14 protein-coding genes are annotated in these 17,853 nt (G+C 75.2%); 7 read left to right on the forward strand and 7 right to left on the reverse strand.

Annotated features, from left to right (window positions below; genetic code table 11):
• Window position 1: 1 nt before the first annotated feature.
• From WA788_RS09840 to WA788_RS09855, 4 genes are all read right to left on the reverse strand, one after another.
• On the reverse strand, window positions 2-1,780 hold the full coding sequence (locus WA788_RS09840; RefSeq protein ID WP_335974419.1) for a class I adenylate-forming enzyme family protein: 1,779 nt from the start codon (window positions 1,778-1,780) through the stop codon (window positions 2-4).
• Window positions 1,777-3,501: a CoA transferase gene (locus WA788_RS09845; RefSeq protein WP_335974424.1), complete on the reverse strand. Its 1,725-nt coding sequence runs from the start codon at window positions 3,499-3,501 to the stop codon at window positions 1,777-1,779. Before WA788_RS09845 ends, WA788_RS09840 begins: the two co-directional genes overlap by 4 nt.
• A complete protein-coding gene (locus WA788_RS09850) occupies window positions 3,498-4,343 on the reverse strand; it encodes a class I SAM-dependent methyltransferase (protein WP_335974428.1) in 846 nt (281 codons plus the stop codon). The genes WA788_RS09845 and WA788_RS09850 overlap by 4 nt, the downstream gene beginning before the upstream one ends.
• Before the next feature lie 78 nt (window positions 4,344-4,421).
• The gene (locus WA788_RS09855) at window positions 4,422-4,925 is read right to left on the reverse strand and encodes a hypothetical protein (protein ID WP_335974430.1); all 504 of its coding nucleotides are present in this window, start codon (window positions 4,923-4,925) and stop codon (window positions 4,422-4,424) included.
• A 363-nt stretch (window positions 4,926-5,288) separates the two neighbouring features.
• Here WA788_RS09855 and WA788_RS09860 point away from each other — a divergent pair, with 363 nt between their 5' ends.
• Entirely contained in the window at window positions 5,289-6,539 is a 1,251-nt protein-coding gene (locus WA788_RS09860) for a nucleotide sugar dehydrogenase (protein WP_335974438.1), read from the forward strand.
• A gap of 110 nt (window positions 6,540-6,649) precedes the next feature.
• On the opposite strand, the gene WA788_RS09865 is transcribed toward WA788_RS09860, so the two are convergent.
• Together WA788_RS09865 and WA788_RS09870 are read right to left on the reverse strand one after the other, a co-directional pair.
• Window positions 6,650-7,825 carry a DegT/DnrJ/EryC1/StrS family aminotransferase gene (locus WA788_RS09865; RefSeq protein ID WP_335974442.1) on the reverse strand — a complete coding sequence of 392 codons (1,176 nt, stop codon included), beginning with the start codon at window positions 7,823-7,825 and terminating at the stop codon, window positions 6,650-6,652.
• Window positions 7,822-9,117 (reverse strand): DegT/DnrJ/EryC1/StrS family aminotransferase, encoded by a 1,296-nt coding sequence (locus WA788_RS09870; protein ID WP_335974446.1) that lies wholly within the window; start codon window positions 9,115-9,117, stop codon window positions 7,822-7,824. Before WA788_RS09870 ends, WA788_RS09865 begins: the two co-directional genes overlap by 4 nt.
• 326 nt (window positions 9,118-9,443) lie before the next feature.
• On the opposite strand from WA788_RS09870, the gene WA788_RS09875 reads away from it, so the two are divergent.
• From WA788_RS09875 to WA788_RS09900, 6 genes are read left to right on the forward strand one after another with little or no spacing between them, the layout of a single operon-like run.
• Complete coding sequence (locus WA788_RS09875; RefSeq protein WP_335974450.1) at window positions 9,444-10,622, forward strand: Gfo/Idh/MocA family oxidoreductase; 1,179 nt, start codon at window positions 9,444-9,446, stop codon at window positions 10,620-10,622.
• Window positions 10,612-11,616: a sugar phosphate isomerase/epimerase family protein gene (locus WA788_RS09880; protein ID WP_335974454.1), complete on the forward strand. Its 1,005-nt coding sequence runs from the start codon at window positions 10,612-10,614 to the stop codon at window positions 11,614-11,616. The genes WA788_RS09875 and WA788_RS09880 overlap by 11 nt, the downstream gene beginning before the upstream one ends.
• A complete protein-coding gene (locus tag WA788_RS09885; protein WP_335974458.1) occupies window positions 11,613-14,267 on the forward strand; it encodes an Ldh family oxidoreductase in 2,655 nt (884 codons plus the stop codon). The genes WA788_RS09880 and WA788_RS09885 overlap by 4 nt, the downstream gene beginning before the upstream one ends.
• Window positions 14,267-15,274, forward strand: coding sequence for a Gfo/Idh/MocA family protein (locus tag WA788_RS09890; protein WP_335974462.1), 1,008 nt, complete (start codon window positions 14,267-14,269; stop codon window positions 15,272-15,274). Before WA788_RS09885 ends, WA788_RS09890 begins: the two co-directional genes overlap by 1 nt.
• A complete protein-coding gene (locus WA788_RS09895) occupies window positions 15,268-15,732 on the forward strand; it encodes a DUF6917 domain-containing protein (RefSeq protein WP_335974464.1) in 465 nt (154 codons plus the stop codon). Before WA788_RS09890 ends, WA788_RS09895 begins: the two co-directional genes overlap by 7 nt.
• Window positions 15,733-15,757: 25 nt before the next feature.
• Window positions 15,758-16,189, forward strand: a complete 432-nt coding sequence (locus WA788_RS09900) for a carboxymuconolactone decarboxylase family protein (protein WP_335974465.1) — start codon at window positions 15,758-15,760, stop codon at window positions 16,187-16,189.
• A gap of 28 nt (window positions 16,190-16,217) precedes the next feature.
• Here WA788_RS09900 and WA788_RS09905 read toward each other — a convergent pair whose 3' ends face one another.
• Window positions 16,218-17,765 carry an FG-GAP-like repeat-containing protein gene (locus WA788_RS09905; protein ID WP_335974468.1) on the reverse strand — a complete coding sequence of 516 codons (1,548 nt, stop codon included), beginning with the start codon at window positions 17,763-17,765 and terminating at the stop codon, window positions 16,218-16,220.
• Window positions 17,766-17,853: the final 88 nt, after the last annotated feature.

A 17,853-nucleotide genomic window follows, 5' to 3' on the forward strand; every position in this document is an offset into this window, starting at 1 on the left:
GCTACGCGCCTGCCGGGTACGGGCGTACGGCGGCCGGTCCGCCGCGGGCGGGCGGCTCGGCGAGGGCGGCGCGCGCGGCAACCGCCGCCTGCGCCGCGGCCGTCAGGGTGCGGCGGCAGACCTTTCCGGTGGCGCCGAGTGGCAACTGCTCCAGGTGCAGCACGAGTTCGGGCGCCTTGCGCCGGGCGAGGCCGCGCTCAACGGTCAGGTAGGCGGCCAGCGCGGCCGTGTCGAGCGGCACCGTGCCCGGGCGCTGCACCAGGCACGCGCACAGGCGTTCGCCCAGGTCCGGGTCGGGCACGGCCACGCACGCGGCCTCGGCGACGTACGGGTGCGCGTGCAGTTGCTCCTCCACCTCGGCGGGGCTGACGGTCCACCCGCCGCGGATCACCGTCTGCCGGAGCCGGTCCAGGACCCGCAGCGTGCCGTCCGGGTCGATCACGCCGAGGTCGCCGCTGCGCACCCAGCCGTCCGCGGTGCGGTAGCGGCGGTCCAGGTCGGGCGCGCCGACGTAGCACAGCGGGCTCATCGGGCCGCGGGCCTGGATCTCGCCGCGGTGCCCGTACGGCAGCGGCGTGTCGTCGCTGCCGCAGACGCGCAGTTCGGTGACGCGCGGGTCGGGGCGGCCCACGCGGCGCACGTCGTGGTCCGCGCCGGTCCATGTGGCGCGGCAGTTCACGCCGTCGCTGGAGCCGTAGACATTGGTGACCGGGCGGCCGAGCCGGGCCAGCGCGGCGGCGAGCACCGCGGAGGTGAGCTGGGCGCCGCTGGAGACGACGGCCCGCAGCGAGCTCAGGTCCTCCCCCGGCACGGGCAGGTGGCTCGCGATCCGGCCCAGCATCGTGGGCACCGCGAGCAGGTGGGTCGGGCGCCATTCGGTGACGGCGCGGAGGGCGGCGCCGGGGTCGAAGCGGTCCAGGAGGTGGAGGGTCGCGCCGCAGCGCGCGAGGGCGACCAGGGCGAGGGAGCCGTAGGAGGAGGCGAGCGGGGCGAGGACGAGGGCGGCCGGGACGCCGCGGGCAGGGGTGCCGTCGTCTTCGGGCGCGGGGCGGGGGCCGGGGGCTGGTCCGGATTCGGGGCCGGGTCCGGGGTCGGGGTCGCGCAGGACCGCGTCCACATAGGTGCCGCGGCCGCCGAGCAGTGCGTTGTGGCTGTAGGCGGCCATCTTCGGGGCCGCTTCGGAGCCCGAGGAGACCAGGATGCGCGCCGGGTCCTCCGGCTCGACCGCGGCCGGCACGAACCCGTCGGCGTCTCCCCCTTCGCGCAGCAACTCCTCGACGCTGACCTGGTGTTCGAGGTACGGCAGCGGGCCGTGCCGCAGGTCCGCCGGCGTGTCGGCGATCAGCAGCCGGGCCCGCGACCCGGCCAGCAGGGCGTGGCTCTCCCGGCTGCCCTGCCCGGCCGGCCAGGGCAGCGCCACCGCGCCGACGGCCGCCACGGCGAGGTCGGCGGCCAGCGCGGGCCAGCCGCTCGCCAGCCGGATGCCCACCACGTCGCCGGGCCCCGTGCCCAGCGCCCGCAGCCCGGACGCCATCTGCCGTGCCCGCGCGTCGAGTTCGCGGTAGTCGAGCACTGTGTCCGGGGTCCGTACGGCCGTCCGGCCGCCGTGCGCCCGTACCTGCGCGGCGAACGCCTCGTACACACCGCGGTCCGGGCAGTCGCCGCGCGCCACCCACTCCCGCCGTGTCCGCGCGGGCACCGCGTCGCGCAGGACCAGCCCGGCGCGGGACGTCCAGCTGCGGTGGCCGGTCTGCGGCGGTGTCGCCGTGCGGGCCGTCATCGGGCGAACTCCCAGGGGCCGCGCGGCCGTACGCACGGGCCGTGGTCGAGGACGGGCGCGAAGCGCGGGTCGGCGGCGAGGGCGGCCAGGTCGGTGCAGGCGGGCACGGTTGCCTCCTCGGGGGCGGTGCGGAACTCCGGGCGGCACAGCAGGCGGGCGGCCGAGAGCAGTGAGGTGGTGACGGCCCGCCCGCGTCCGGTCAGGCGGGCCGCGAGCAGCCCGGCGACGGCGCCTTCCGCGCAGGCGACGCCGCCCAGGACGTCGGTGAGGGTGAGCAGGGAGGGCGCCGGGGGCAGACCGGGCGGGGTGACGAGGGCGGCGAGCCCGGACCACGCCTGGACCGGGAAGTCGGTGCCGGTCGGCGGGCGCCGGCCGCGTTCGCCGCCCCAGCCGGACGCGGCGGCGTGCACCAAACCGGGCCGCAGCGCGATCAGCGACCGGGCGTCGAGGCCCGCCCGCAGGTCCTTCCCGGGGGCGAGGCTGTGCAGGAACACGTCGGCCGCCGCCACGCGTTCGCGTACCGCGGCGCGCCCGGCCGCCGTACCGAGGTCGGCCTCCAGGACGTCCTTGCCGTGGTTGAGTGCGGCGAAGCGGGCCGAGCAGTCGCCCGCGAGCGGCGGCATGCCGCGCATCGGGTCGCCGCCCGGCGGTTCGACGCGGACGACGCGCGCGCCCAGCAGCCGCAGCAGGTGGCCGGCCAGGGGGCCCTGGACCCGGCGGCACACCTCGACCACGCTCACCCCGTCCAGCGGTCCGGCCCCGCCGCGCCCCAACTCCGCGGGTGCCGGGCCGACTTCCCCGAGGGTGCGCAGCTGCCACGGCTGCTCGTCGGCGGCCTGCGCGGGCCGTGGCGCGACGGCCACGGCGGTGACGTCCACGCCCGTCCCGCGGGCCACGCGCCGCAGGTACGGCATCGCGTGGCGGGCGGTCGCCGCGAGCAGCGCGGGTGGGAGCGGGCACACGGCGGTGGCGTAGCGCTGCCCGAACGCGTGCCAGCCGTGCCCGGCGGCGGCGCGGTCCACGCCGAGCGCGGTCCAGAAGCGCAGCCACGCCCCCGGGTCCAGGGTCTCCAGCTCGAAGCGGCTGCCGTCGGCGGCCTGGAACGGCGGTCCGCCCGGCCCGGCGGGCTCGGTCCAGCCGTCGTCCCCGGCGGTCGCGGCGGCGAGGTACTGGCCGACGGACAGCAGCGCCGCCTCGGCGACCGACGTATGGACCGTGACCGCCGCGCGCGCACCCGTGCCCTTGCGGATCAGGTGTGTGCTGCCGCCGCGGCCTGCTGCGGCGGCCAGGGCGGCCAGTGTTCCGGTGGCGGCGAGCAGGCCGGCGACGCAGCTCGCGTAGGCGACGCCGAGGGCGGTGGGGCGGCCGTAGCGGCGGCCGTGGACGTGCGCCAGGCCGCAGGCGGCCTGTACGTCGGCCTCGCCGGCCAGCGGCAGGTCCACCGGTCCCGCCCAGCTCAGCACGCAGCTCGCCCGCGCCCCGCCGGCCCGGGCGGTGAACGCCGTACCGCTGCCGGGCGGCCCCGGTTCGACATGGCAGCCGGCCGCCCGCAGATGGGACGCCGCGAGCCGCAGCGCCGTGACCGGCGGCTCCTGCCGTCCACCAGCCGTACGGGCGGGCGGTGTTGGCGTGCCGGGAGCGGGCGCAACAGTGCCGCGCGTGGCGGCCGCGGCCGTCTCCGCGGGTCCGGGCGGCGCCCCGACCGTCACTCCCGTGGTCACTCCGGCCGCCTCGCCTGCACGCAGTACAGCACGCAGGACGCGGCCCGGAAGCCGGGATGCCGCATCGCGTCGCGCGCCGCGAGCAGCTCCTCCTCCGTCAGCCCGTGCTCCAGCAGCTGCGCGCGGAGGTGGTAGGTGTGGTGGAGCTGGAGTTGGAGCCCGGGCGAGTCCGCGCGCCAGGGCACGAGGTGGGGTACCGGGTCGATGGCGGTGAACCCGGCCGCGCGCAGGTCCTCCGCGCAGGTCCGCCCCCATGACGGGTCGGCGCCGGCTGCCCGCAGCGCGCGGCCCTTGGCGGCGCGGAACGCCTCGTAGCCGGCGCGGGTGCGCTCGTCGGGGGCGAGCAGCACCGGCGCGTAGTCGATGTCGAACTCCTCCAGTTGGAGGTGGCCGCCGGGGCGCAGCGCGCGCAGCAGGCGGCGCAGTACGGCCCGGCGTTCCGGCAGGTGGGTGAGGACCAGCCGGGAGTGCACGAGGTCGAACCCGCCGTCGGGCAGCGGGTCGCGCACGATGTCGTGGCGCCGCACCTCGAGGCCCGCCTGGGCGGGGATGTGCGCCGGCTTGACGTCCGTGGCGAGCACGCTGCCGCCCGGTGCGGTGCGCCGCGCCAGCCACCGGGCCACGCTGCCGCCGCCCGCGCCGGCTTCCAGGCAGTCCCAGCCCGGGCCGACCCCGGTCCGCGCGAGCGCGTCGGTGGTGATCCGGTCGTGTGCGGCGGCCAGGCAGCGGTGCTGCTCGGTCGCGTGGGGGCTGTCGTTGTCGAAGGCGTAGCCGCCTTCGGGGGCGGTGGCCGCCGCCGTCTCCTCGACGGTGGCGGTGGTGCTGCGGGTCGCGGCAGGCATGGGTTCTCCGGTACGGCGCGGTGGGGGCGGTGGGCCGCCGCCGGGGGCGGTGGCCCACCGGATGGTGGTGCGGGTCCGTCAGACGTCCCAGCTCACCGTGTAGACCGCGAGCGCGGTGTTGGTGAAGTGGGCCGCGCCGGTCAGGCCCTTGTAGGCGCCGGTGCCGCCGGTGACGACGCCGTCGAAGGACTGCGGGTAGGTCGCGGTGACCGGGTCCTGGATCGGGAAGACCACCGACAGCGCGACCTGGTCGCCGTTGTCGAAGACGACGTCGGCGTGGCAGAAGGCCGTGACCTGCTTGGCGCTGATGCCGTCCTTGTCGCACATGTCGTAGGCGGTGCCGACCGCCTTCCCGGCGGAGTCCGTGACCGTGGCGCTGCCGCCGAAGCCGGCGCCCAGGGCGTTGGCGGCGTTGGCCTCGTCGTTGTTCGCGCTGAAGTTGAGCGTCAGCGACGGCGGGGCGGTGGCCTCCTGGTGCGCGGCGGTGGCGGAACCGGTGGTGCCGGCCACGAGAGCGATCGCCGCGGCGCCGGTCGCGGTGGCGGCGACGGCCGCACGCTTCGCCGTGACAAAACGGGTCATGGATTCTCCTCGGACGGCCCGGGCCCACTGCCCGGGTTCGGACCGAAGTACACCATGTCCCCACATACTTCGCATCAACCCCATTCCGGTCATCACCCGACGGTGTCGCAGGGCGGCTCGGGCTGCCGAACCACCGCTCGGACCAGGGTTCTTGGGGCTGCCGGCGGTGCCGCGAACCCAACCCCGGCACGCGGTGCCGGACACGGGGCACGCGCCATTGGAGTGAAGAAATCACTCGCTTGAGCGCCGCGGTGCCGCGCCGTCCGCGGGCGGTCCGGGCCAATGGGCAGGATCGCTTCTGCGGCCCCGGGCGTTCCGGGCCGCCTTTCGCAACACGTGCCGCCCCAGGGGAGTTTCGGTCTGATGTCTTTCGATCTGCTGGTGGTCGGCCTGGGCTACGTGGGGCTGCCGCTGGCCCGCGCCGCGACCGGCGCCGGGCTCGCCGTGGCCGGCCTCGACATCGAGCCCTCCACCGTCGCCGCACTGCGCGCCGGCCGCTCCACCGTGCGGGACGTCAGCGACGCGGACGTGGCCGGGATGCTCGACGCCGGATTCACCGCCGGCACCGACCCCGAACTGGTCGCGCGGGCAAAGGCCGTGGCGATCTGCGTGCCCACCGGGCTCGCCGCGGACGGCCGGCCCGACCTCGGCCCGCTGCGCGCCGCGTGCCGCACCGTCGCCGGGCACCTGCGCGCCGGCATGCTGGTCGTCGTCGAGTCGACCTCCTTCCCGGGCACCACCGAGGAGTTGGCCGCGCCGCTGCTGGAGACCTCGGGGCTGGCCGCCGGGGTGGACTTCCACCTCGCCTACTCCCCCGAGCGGGTCGACCCGGGCAACACGCTCTACGGCATCGCCAACACGCCCAAGGTGGTCTCAGGGCTCACGCGGGTGTGCGCGAAGCAATGCGCGGCGCTGTACGAGCAGTTCGTGGACCACGTGGTGGTCGCGCGCGGCACCCGCGAGGCGGAGTTGGCCAAGCTGCTGGAGAACACCTACCGCAGCGTCAACATCGCCCTGGTCAACGAGTTCGCCCGGTACTGCCACCAGGTCGGCGCGGACATCTGGGACGTCGTCGCCTGCGCCGGGACGAAACCGTTCGGCTTCCAGTCCTTCCGGCCCGGTCCGGGCGTGGGCGGGCACTGCATCCCGGTCGACCCGGTCTACCTCCTGCACGGCGCGCCCGACGACGCCTTCCCGCTCGTCCGCGCCGCGCTGCACACCAACCGCGTCATGCCGGACCACGTGGTGGGGCGCGCGGCGCGCCTGCTGGCGGAGCAGGGGGTGGCGCTGCCCGGCGCCAGGATCACGCTGCTGGGCGTGTCGTACAAGCCCGACACCGAGGACGTACGCGAGTCGCCCGCCCTCCACGTGGCGCGCGGGCTGGCGGACTTGGGCGCCGAGGTCGGCTGGCACGACCCGCACGTGGCGGACCTGCCGCTGCACGGCGTACGGCTGCGGCGCCAGGCCGACCCGTACGCCGCCGCGGCCGACGCCGACCTGGTCGTGCTGCTCCAGGCGCACTCCGCTTACGACGTCGGGGCGTTGGCGAAGGGGGCGCGGCTGCTGTTCGACACGACCGGCCGGGCGAGCGGAGAGGGCGTCGTACGGCTCTGAGCGGCGGTGGTGCGGCTCTGAGCGGGGGGGACGGGTCGGGCGGTACGGTCGGGTCGGTCGGGCGGCGCGGTTCTGATGCGGGCGGTGGGGGCCGGTGCGGGGGCGGACGCTCAGGTGCCGACGGCGAACTCCCGTACCGCGTCGGCGATGTACTCCACCTGGTCGTCGGTGAGTTGGGGGTAGATCGGCAGGGACAGAATGCGCTCCCCGGCCCGTACGGCGGCCGGCCAGGAGTCGCCGGGCGCCGCGTACCGGGAGAAGGCCGGCTGGTGGGGCAGCGGCAGCGGGTAGTAGACGTGGCTGCCGATGCCGCGCTCGGCCAGGTGCGCCCGCAGCGCGTCGCGCCGGTCGGCCTGGAGCGTGTAGACGTAGAAGCAGCGTCCGTCGCGGCCGGGCGGCGGGGCGAGCACACCGCGCACGGCGAGGTCGGCGAAGCGCTCGGTGTAGCGGGCGGCGATGCGCGCGCGGCGTTCGAGGCGGTCGGCCAGCCCCGGCAGCCGGTGCAACTGGAAGGCCGCCAGGACCTCGTCGAAGCGGCTGTTCCAGCCGATCCGGTGGTGCACGAAGCGGTGCACGCCGTCCTGCCCGTGGTTGCGCAACATCCTCACCGTGCGGCCGAGTTCAGGGTCACGGGTGACCACCGCCCCGCCCTCGCCGGCCGTGCCGAAGGTCTTCACCTGCACGAAGGAGTAGACGCCCGCCTCGCCCGACAGCCCGGCCGGCACCCCGCGCAGCACACCGCCCTGGGCGACGGCCGAGTCCTCCACCAGCCGCAGCCCGCGGTCCCGGGCGAGCGCGGCGAACCGCGGCATGTCGGCCATCACCGAGAACATGTGCGCGGGCATCAGGGCTTTGGTGCGCGGGGTGATCCGGCGCTCCACGTCGTCGGGGTCCACCACCATCGTCCAGGGGTCGATGTCCGCGAAGACCGGCGCCGCGCCGAGCGCCACGGCCGAACTGGCCAGCGGCGCGCAGCCGAACGCGGGGACGACCACCTCGTCCCCCGCGCCGATCCCCATGGCCGCCAGCACCAGGGTGAGCGCGCTGGTGCCGCTGCCGCAGGCGACCACGTCCGCGGCGCCGAGCCGCTCGCGCAGCACGTGCTCGAAGCGGGCCGTCTGCTCGCCGAGGATGAACTTCTGGGCCGCTCCGGTGCCGGTCTCCCGCACCAGGCGCAGCAGGTGGGCGCTGTCGGCGCCGAACTGGTCCGGAGGGAAGAAGGGGAGGCGCGTGCCGTGCGCGGGCTGGGGTTGGGGTTGGGGCTGGGTGGTGGCGGTCGTCGTCACGGGCGGGCTCCGGCGTAGAAGTCCTGGATCACGTCGCAGACCCGGTCCACGGCGTCGGGCGGCAGGTCGGGGTAGAGGGGCAGCGCCAGGGTGCGCGTGCAGGCGGCCTCGGCCGCCGGGAAGTCGCCCGGGCGGTGGCCGAGTTCGGCGAAGCAGGGCTGGAGGTGCAGGGGGCTCGGGTAGTACGTCTCGGTCTGCACGCCGAAGTCGGCGAGGTGGCGGGCGAGTTCGTCGCGCCGCTCGAACTCGGCGACGTAGACGTAGAAGACCGGCTCGGCCCGCGCCCCGCGGTCCACCGCCGTCGGCAGCCGCAGCACTCCCGGCATCCCCGCCAGCCGCCGGTCGTACGCCGCGGCCAGTTCGGCGCGGCGGGCGATGTCCGCGTCCAGGCGGGTGAGCTTCGCCAGCAGCACGGCCGCCTGGATGTCGTCCATCTTGCTGTTGCACCCCGGCAGCGTGCTGCCGGTGTTGATCGTGGTGAAGTCCCCGAGGGTGCGCCCGAACCGGCCGTGGTGGCGCAGGGCGCCCGCCGTCTCCGCGATCCCGTCGTCGTCCGTGAGCACCGCCCCGGCGTCGCCGATCGCGCCGAGCGTCTTCGTCGGGAAGAACGACAGCACCCCGCCGGCGCCGAGCAGCCCGGCGTGAACTCCCCCCAGGCGCATCCCGATCGCCTCCGCGCTGTCCTCGACGACGGTGAGCCCGTGCCGCCCGGCCAGTTCGCCGAGCCGGGTCATGTCCGCCAGCTGGCAGAACAGGTGCACCGGCATCAGGAAGCGGCAGCGCGGGGTGAGCACCCGCTCCACCGACTCCGGGCACAGGGCGTACGTCACCGGGTCGATGTCCGCGAACACCGGCCGCCCGCCGGCCAATACCACCGACGAGGCGGTGGCGACGAAGCTGAACGCGGGGACGACGACCTCGTCCCCGGGCCGCAGTCCGGCCGCACGCAGCAGCAGGACCAGCGCGTCCGTACCGCTGTTGACGCCGATGACGTGCCGGGCGCCGGTGTACTCGGCGAGGGCGCGCTCCAGCTCTCCGACCTTGGCGCCGTGGGAGAACTTGCCGTCGGCGAGCACTTCGCCGAGGTGCTGCTCGATGCGCGGCCAGAGGGAGGTGAAGGAGGCGGCCTGGGTGAAGAAGGGTACGGGGTCGGCGTGTTGGGGGTCGGCTGGTCGGCGGTCGGCTGGTCGGTGTCCGGCTGCGGAGCGGGGCAGGCCCGCGGGCTGGTGCGGTGCTGGTTGCGGGGCCTGGTCCGGCGCCTGTCGCGGGTCCGCGGTCTGCTGGAGGTCCATCTCCGCCTTTCTGCCTTGTCGGCGCTGCCCCGGCACTTGGGCCGGGCGCACCGGGCGCACCTGGCGGATGGGTCAGGCGCTTGCGCCGGCGCGTGTTCGGCGCCCCGGACCTCGCGCCCCGGACGAACCGCTCCCGACGGTAGGGCAGCCGCTCCAACGAATCGCGGTGGACTGCGCGTTCGTTCGGGGTATTCACGCGAAAAGGGAGTGATCGGCGCGTTTCGTTGACTTCATCCGGTTCGTACGCGCAGGCTGACCGGCGTTGCCCCGCCCCCGCTTGATCCGTTTCCCGCACGAAACGTTCCCCCGCTGTCGACAGAAGGCTGATGCTGGAGATGCTGCGCACGTTGGTCGTCGGCCTCGGCCGGGCGGGGGCGGGTCTGCACCTGCCGGTCCTCGCCAAGGCCCGGGCGCGGCAGGATCGTTGCTTCGCCCCTGAACCGGTGGTCGGCTACGACCAGGACCCCGCCGCGCGGGCCCGGCAGGCCGGGGCGGGGCGGCACCTGGTGGCCTCGCTCGCGGCGGCCCGGCGGGAGCTGGACCCGGAGCGGACCGTCGTCCACGTCTGCACGCCTCCGGTCGCGCGGGTCGAGGTCGTATCGGAGCTGCTCCGACTCGGCTTCCGCAAGCTGCTGCTGGAGAAGCCGCTCGCCGCGGGACCGGACGACCTGGCACGGCTGCTGGCGTCGCTGCGGCAGGAGGGCCTCCGGCCGGACCTGCGAACGGCCGTGGTGGCACCGTGGTTGGCGAGCACCCTGACCGACCGGCTGGCCGCGCTCGTGGCGGGCCGAGGTGCCGAGGAGACGGAGGGCCACCGGTCTGCGGTGGGTGCCGCCGCGGGTGCGCTGGATACGCTGGGCGCGCTGCGGCAGATCTCCGTCGTCCAGGACAAGCCGCGTTTCCAGCGCTCGCTGGCCACCTCGGGGCACCCGACGGCGTTCGACGTGGAGGTCCCGCACGCGCTGGGCGTCCTGCTCAGGCTGGCCGGCGACGCCGAGGTGGTCTCCGCCGACTGTACCGACCTCCGGGTGGACGGGCGGTGCCTGCCCCGGCTCGGTGGCGCCACCCTCGCCCTCGCCCACCGCGGCGGCGTACGCAGCGTCGTACGCTCCGACCTCACCTCGCCGGTGCGGGAGCGGCGGATCACGCTGCTGTTCGAGCACGGCACCGCCGTCGGCCACTACCCGGCCGACTCCTACGACCGGTACGCCCAACTCCGGCTCACCGCCGCGGACTCGGCCACCGAGCGGCGGGAGGTGTTCCGCGACGAGGCCCTGACGGAGTTCATGCTGCGCGCCTACGCGTACTTCGGCGGCGACGGTCCCTGCCCCGCCACCGTCGAGCAGCAAGCACGGGTGGTCGAGCTGCTCGGCCGGGCGAAGGAGTTGGCCGCTGCCCCTGGCGCTGCCGCTTCCCCTTCCGCTGCCCCCTCCGTCGCCGCTGCCGCTGCCGCTGCCGCTGCGGAGATTCCGCTCCAGGGAAGGGAGTTGACCGGTGTCCGCTGAAGCCGTGCGCCCTGGGTCCGTGCCGCGCCCCGGGCCGCGCGTCGACATGTCCACCGCCACGTCCACTGCCGCGTCCGGCGGCGTCGCGCTGACCGGGATCGGCGACGAGGCCGCACTCGGCATCGAGGGCCAGATCGAGGCCGTCACCGCGCTCGGTTGGCGCTCGGTCGAGCTGCGGACCGTGGACGGGACACCGCTCGCCGAGCTGTCCGCGGCCGCGTTCGACCGGGCCGCCGGGGCGCTCCTGGACGCCGGGCTGTCCGTCGTCGCGGTGGACGCCCGGATCGGCGGCTGGGCCCGGCCGGTGACCGGCGACTTCGCCGCGGACCTGGCCGAACTCGACGTCCTGGCCCGGCGTTGCGCCCGCCTCGGCACCCGCTACGTGCGGGTGATGTCGTACCCGAACCCCGCCGACCCGTCCGACGGCGGCCTCGACGCCGCCGCGTGGGAACGGGAAGTGCTGTTTCGCGTACGGGAGTTGTCCGCCCGCGCGGCCGCCTCCGGGCTGACGCTGCTGCACGAGAACTGCGCCGGCTGGGCGGGCAGCGACCCGCACCGCATGGTCCGCCTGCTGGAGGCGGCCGGCCCGGGCCTCGCCCTGCTCTTCGACACCGGCAACGGTCCCGCCTACGGCTACGACGGCCACCGGCTGCTGACCGACCTGCTGCCGTACGCCGACCGGATTCACCACGTGCACATCAAGGACGCCGTCCTGTCCCCCGGCGGCGCCGTCCGCTACTGCGTGCCCGGCACCGGTGACCTGCGGGTCGCCGACAGCGTGCGGCTGCTGCTGGCCCACGGCTACCGGGGCGCGCTGTCGCTCGAACCGCACATCGCGGTGCGGCCGCACGAGGACCACCGCGACCCGGCCGAGGAGTGCCGCGCCGCGTTCGTCCGGTGCGGCCTTGCGCTGCGGCGCCTGCTCGACGAGGCCCTCGCGCCCCCGACCGCCGCCGTGGCGAAGGATCTTGAGCGGCAGGAGTCCGCCCGGTGAACCTGCTCAGCCCCGCCGACCATACCTTGCTGCTCGACCTGCTCGCCCTGCCCACGGCAGGCCCGCTCGAGTGCGGCCCCGGCGCGCCCGCCCCCGAGCTGTGGGCCGCGGGACGGCGCTACGCCGAGGCCGCCGCCGCGCTCGGCTTCCACGTGCTCCACCACGCCGCGGCGCCGCCCGACTGCCTTGCCCGCGACGACGTGCCGGTCCTCGTCCGCCGAACCGCCGCCGCGCAGCCGGAGTTCCTCGCCTGCCAGCCCAGCCTGGTGCTGGCGCTCGGCCCGGCGGACGCGCCGCACGAGCGCACCGTGATGTTCAACGTCCACCTCGACACCGTCGCCGGCGTCGAACCGGTCTCCTTCGACGGCGCGCGCTTCCACGGCCGCGGCGCCATCGACGCGAAGGGACCGGCCGTCGCGCTGCTGGCCGGACTGCGGCGCGCGCTCGGGGAGTTGCCCGGTCTCGCCCGGGACACCCGGGTGCTGATCCAGGCCGTCGCCGGCGAGGAGGGCGGCGCGCTCGGCACCTTCGGCACCCGCCCGCTGGTCGAAGCCGGGCACCACGGGCGGCTGAACGTCTTCTGCGAACCCACCGGCGGCCGCGCCCTGACGCGCTGCACCGCCGCGATGACCGCGCTCCTCAGCGTCCACGGCGACGACGCGATCGACGACCGCCCCGCGGCCGGCCACAACGCCACCGTCCTGCTCGGCTTCCTCGCCCAGCACCTCGCCGCCGTACTCGACCCGGAACTGGCCCCGGCCGACGGCCAGTTGTGTGTCGCCGGCCTGCACACCGGCACTCTCCACAATCGTGTGCACGGGCGCGGGCAGCTGCTCCTCAACCTCTCCTACGGTGCGCCCGCCACCGCGCGGCGGCTGGAGCGTTTGGTGCGCGAGGCCGTCGACGACGGCCTGCGCGCCTTCGCCGCCGTCTTCGGCCGGACCCGCCGGTTCGCCCGGACCGCCCGCGACGCGCCGGGCATCGTACGGCTGGAGTGGCTCAAGCGCGGCCTGCCCGTCCTCGGCGGCGACGCGTCCCCCTGGCTCGGGGCGCTCCTGGAGCGCGCCGCGATCCCGCCGTGGCCGGCCGAGGAGCCCGGGTTCACCTGCGACGCGATCTGGACGTCCGGTGTGGCGGGCGCGCACTGCGTCGTACTCGGCCCCGGGAGTCTCGACGCCAACCGGGCACACGCGGAAGGGGAGTTCGCGGACCTCGCGGAGCTGGAGGGGTTCGCGGCAACGGTGCCGCGGCTGCTCGGCGCCTTCCGTACGTCCGCGCCTCCCGCGCCGCCCGCTGCGTGCCCACCGCCGTCCGCCCCGTATGCCCCCTTCTCGTCCAGCCCGTCCAGCCCTTCCGCCCCGTCCAGCCTGTCAGGAGAAGACTTCCCGATGCCGTTGCCCAACCCACCGTTGTCCGGCTTCCCCGCGCAGGCACAAGCGCAGGCGCGGGCGCAGACGTCCGACGGCACGGTGCGCCTCGCGTACGACGACCTGCTGGCGTTCGTCACCGACGTGTTCGTACGCTGCGGCGTGCCCGCGCCGCGCGCCGCCACCGCCGCCGAAGCGCTGTGCTACGGCGACCTGTCGGGCATGGACTCCCATGGGCTGGCCAACCTCACCCGCCAGTACCTGCCGCTGTTCGAGCAGCGCCGGACCGATCCGGCGGCCGAACCGGAGCCCGTCACCGACCTCGGCGCCGCGCTGCGGGTGGACGCGCACCGGGCGCTCGGCCTGTGGGCGGCGGCGGAGGCGATGGACCTCGCCGTCGAGCGCGCCGAGCAGTTCGGCATCGGCCTGGTCAGCGTGTACGGCGCCACCCACTTCGGCTGCGCCGGCTATCACGCGGCGCGCGCGGCCCACCGCGGTCTGGTCGGCCTGGTGGCCTCCAACTGCGGCGGCCAGCGCATCGCCCGCCCGCCGGGCGGCCAGGTCACGATGCTCGGCACCAACCCGCTGGCCGTCGCCGCGCCCGCCGGGCCGCACCACCCGTTCGTCCTCGACATGAGCACCACCGTCGTGCCCACCGGCCGCGTCCGCGCCGCCGCTCGCGCCGGACGGCAGGTGCCGGAAGGCTGGCTGACCGGCGACGACGGCCTGCCCGTCACCGACCCCGCGGCCTTCGACCTCGGCCGCGCGCACCTCGGCTGGCTCGGCGGGACTGCCGAGACCGGCGTGTACAAGGGGTACGGGCTCGGGCTCGCGGTGGAGGTGCTGGCCGGGCTGGTGAGTGGTTCCGGCCTCGGTCCGGCGCCGGCGGCGCTGAACGGCGACGGCCGCCCGTCCGGCCGCGACGACGACATCGGCTACCTGGTCGCCGCGATCGCCCCCGCGCTGCTGCGCCCGAAGGAGGAGTTCGCGGCGGACGCGGGCGCGCTGTTCGGCAGCCTGCTGGACTGCCCGCCCCTCGATGTGGCTTCCCCCGTGCGCTACCCGGGGTGGCCCGAGGGCGAGCGGGCCCGCACCCGCCGCGCCACCGGGGTGCCGATCAGCTGCCGCCAGTACCGGGAACTCGCGGACGTGGCCGAGAAGTTCGGGCTGACCACGCCGGTGCCGCTGAACCGTACGGGTACGGGTACGGGTACGGACGAGCGCGCGGGCGCGGACGAGCGTGCCGGTGCGGACCGCGCCGCGCACCTGGACGGTGTGCGCTGATGGCCCGCCCCTCCGTCGCCGTGGTCGGCCTCGGCGTCATCTCCCGCTTCTACCTCGCCGCGCTCGACGCCTCCCCCGCCATGCAGCTCACCGCCGTCTGCGACCGCGACCCGGCCGCATTGGCGCCCTGGACGGCAACGGGTCCGGGAACGCGTACGGCCGAGGACCCGTCCGGCCCGGTCCTCGGCTACCGGGACCACCACGAACTCCTCGCCGCACACCCTTCCCTCGACGGCGTCATCGTCACCGTCCCCAACGACGCCCACGCCCCGGTCTGCGCCGACTTCCTCCGCGCGGGCGTGTCCGTCTGCGTGGAGAAGCCCCTCGCCCTGACCAGCACCGCGGGCGCCGAACTCACCGCCCTCGCCGGGGAGTACGGCGCCACACTCCTCACCGCCTTCCACCGGCGCTACAACTCCGCCGTCGGCGCGCTCGTCGTCCGGCTGCCGCGGAACGTGCCCGTCGAGCAGGTCACGGTCCGCTACCTCGAACGCATCGAGGAGCATGTCGGGCCCGACCGCTGGTATCTGGACCCGGTCCGGTGCGGCGGCGGATGCGTCGCCGACAACGGTCCCAACGCCTTCGACCTCGTCCGCCTCCTGCTGGGCGAGGTGACCGTCGAACGCTCCCGCATCCGCCGCGACGCCTCCGGACTGGACCGCCAGGCCACGATCGCGCTGCGCTCCCCAGACGGCACCGCCCGCGCAACCGTCGAGCTCGACTGGTCCTATCCCGGCGAACTCAAGGACATCCAGGTCACGTTGGCCGACGGCTCCGTCCACCACGCCGACATGCTCGCCGGCCACCACGGTTTCAAAGCCTCGCTCCACCACGAGTACGAGGCGATCGTCGCCGACTTCGCCCGCCGGCTCGACGCCCCGCCCCGCCCCGACCGCGGCGGCGCCGCCGCCCTGCACCTCGTCGAAGCCGCCTACGACCGCGCCGAACCCTGGCCCCCCGGGCCCGTACCCTCCCACCCCCGACCGGCAGAGGCACCCGCATGCTGACCCCAGCCCCCACCCCACCACCGAGGCCGGCCACCGCGCCGACGGCCCTTCGCGAGAACGGCGCCAAGCGGACCGTCCACGGCAGCCTCGTCAAGATCCTCCTCCACCGCCGCGACGACCGCGGCATGACCCTGGAACCCCACGCCAGCCGCTGCGTCCGCGCGGGCGAGGTACACGAACTGGTCACCACCGACCACACCGACCCCGCGCCCGGTGCCCGGATCGACCGCGTCGGCTTCCTCGGCTTCGTCGAGCTGGAGCGCGGCGGCGTCATCGACCGCGGCGACACCGTACGCATCGGAGACCACACCGTCGGCACCGTCCTCGGCTTCGACGCCTGCCACTTCCCCAACCACTACAACATCCTCATCCGCACCGGCACCCCCGTGACCGGGCCCGACCTGGGGCTCGCCCCGGAGCAGCGGGTGAGCTTCGAACAAGCTGCCCCTGACCACTGACCCCCACCGTGGAAGGCCCACCCCCATGTCGAACCTCAACCCCACCGCCGCCGCCCCCGACGCCCTCCAGGCGCTGACCGACCTCAGCCGGATCGCCGGCGACGGCCTCGCCCCCGACCTCGCCGAACTCGTCAGCCTGCACGTCTCCCAACTCAACGGCTGCACCTACTGCACCGGCCTCCACCGCAAGGGCGCCCTCGCCGCCGGACAGTCCTCGGCCAAGCTCGCGGCACTGGACGGGTGGGCCGACTCGGCCGAGTTCACCCCCGCCGAGCGCGCCGGGCTCGCCCTCGCCGAACACCTCACCCGGCCGGTCGGGGGCACCGTCCCCGCCGATGTCCACGCCGAGGCCGCCCGCCACCTCGGTGACACCGCGACCGTCCGCCTGACCTGGACGATCGCGGCCACCAACGCCTGGAACCGCATCGGCATCGCCGCCACGAGCCTCAACCAGTAGCCCTCCCCGCGGCCCGACCGACCTCCCGTCAGGCGCTCTGGTCCAGGTCCAGATCGCGCGGCGTGGTGCTCAGTTCGTCACCGAAGTAGGCGCCGACACCGCTGGTGCCCATGGTGACGGACCCAAAGTTGACGGTCCCGGTGCCGGTCAGCCCGGTACCGGTGCCGTGCAGCACCCACACCGCGCCGTTCCCGCCGTTCTCGTCCGGGTCGCCGATCACCACCTGGGCCGGGTCGGACGACTCCGCGGGTATCACCCCCGTCACCGCCCCGAACCGGTCCCCACTCTCGGACACCCCCGGCACCCCGGCGGAGTTCTGGCTGAACACCTGCGAACCGGCCCCCGTCACCCCCTTCGCCGTCCCGCGCAGCAGGACGAACGAGCCGGCATCCGTCAACCCGTCGTAGTCCTCCCCGGGTATGCCCGCCACGATGTCGGCATACCCGTCCCCGTTCACATCCCCGACCGCAACGGACGCCCCCATCCGGTCCCCGGTCTCACTCACACCGGGCACCCCCGCGGTGTCCTGGTTGATCCACTGCGGCGCCAGCGTGCTGCTCTGCCCACCGGGCCCGCCGTACGCGACCGCCACCGCGCCGCCCTTCACCGGCAGGTCCTCGTCGCTGTCGTAGAAGTCGGTGCTGTGGCCGAAGACGATGTCGCCGTAGCCGTCCCCGTTCACATCACCGATCGCCACGCTCTGGCCGGGCAGCCGCTCCCCGCCCGCCTGCCTGGCATAGCCGGCTGACGTGAAGCCGTTCGCGCCGCCCAGCAGGATGTACCCGCGATACGCGTCGGACTCGTCCGTGTCCGTCACCAGCGCCACCAGGTCGCTGATGCCGTCCCCGTTGACGTCCCCGGCCGCGATGCTGTGCAGGATCACCGTGATCCCGCTCGCCACTTTCCACAGGTCGAGGTCCGACACCGAGGCGACCTTGCCGTCCCTGCCGATCCCGGACAGCGTCCACAACGACTGGTCACCGTGGGACGTGACCAGCTCCGGCCGGCCGTCGCCGTCGAAGTCCCCGGCCTGGAGGAACCCACCGACTCCCGCGCGGGCCGTGGCACCGGTGTCAACAGCGGTGGCGTCCCTCAGACCGGACGGACCGCCCCACAACACCGTCACCATGCCCGCGTCGACACCCGACGCACCACTGCCGACGTCCTCGCCCGACGCACCGACGACCAGATCCGTGTAGCCGTCCCCGTCGAGGTCCACCGGGACCACCGTGGACCCGAAACGGTCGCCCGTCTCCGACGCACCCGGTATCCCCGGGCTGTCCTGGCCGAACAGATAGTGCTTCGCCTGATCCACACCCCCGGCCGCTCCATACACGACCGACACATAGCCCGCCGCTGCCTTCCCGCTCGCCGTGCCGTTCGGCGAACCGACCGCCATGTCGGCGTGGCCGTCCCCGTTGAAGTCGACCACCGGCACCTTCCGCGCCGTCCCCGCCTCCACTCCCACCGCACCGGCGGGCACGGCCACCGCACCGGCCGCTCCCGCGGCAACAGTCATGACAACGGCGACCGCCGACGCGACCTTGCGTCTGCCACCGGAGATGCGTCGAGACATATGAGCTCCGTTCCACCGCCACCGGACCGACCGCCGCCCGTACTCCAGGCGAACTCCCGGCGAACACCGCACCGTACGACTCGCCACC

Origin of the sequence: Streptomyces sp. CA2R106 (assembly GCF_037034245.1) — a bacterium.
Taxonomy (GTDB): Bacteria; Actinomycetota; Actinomycetes; order Streptomycetales; family Streptomycetaceae; genus Actinacidiphila.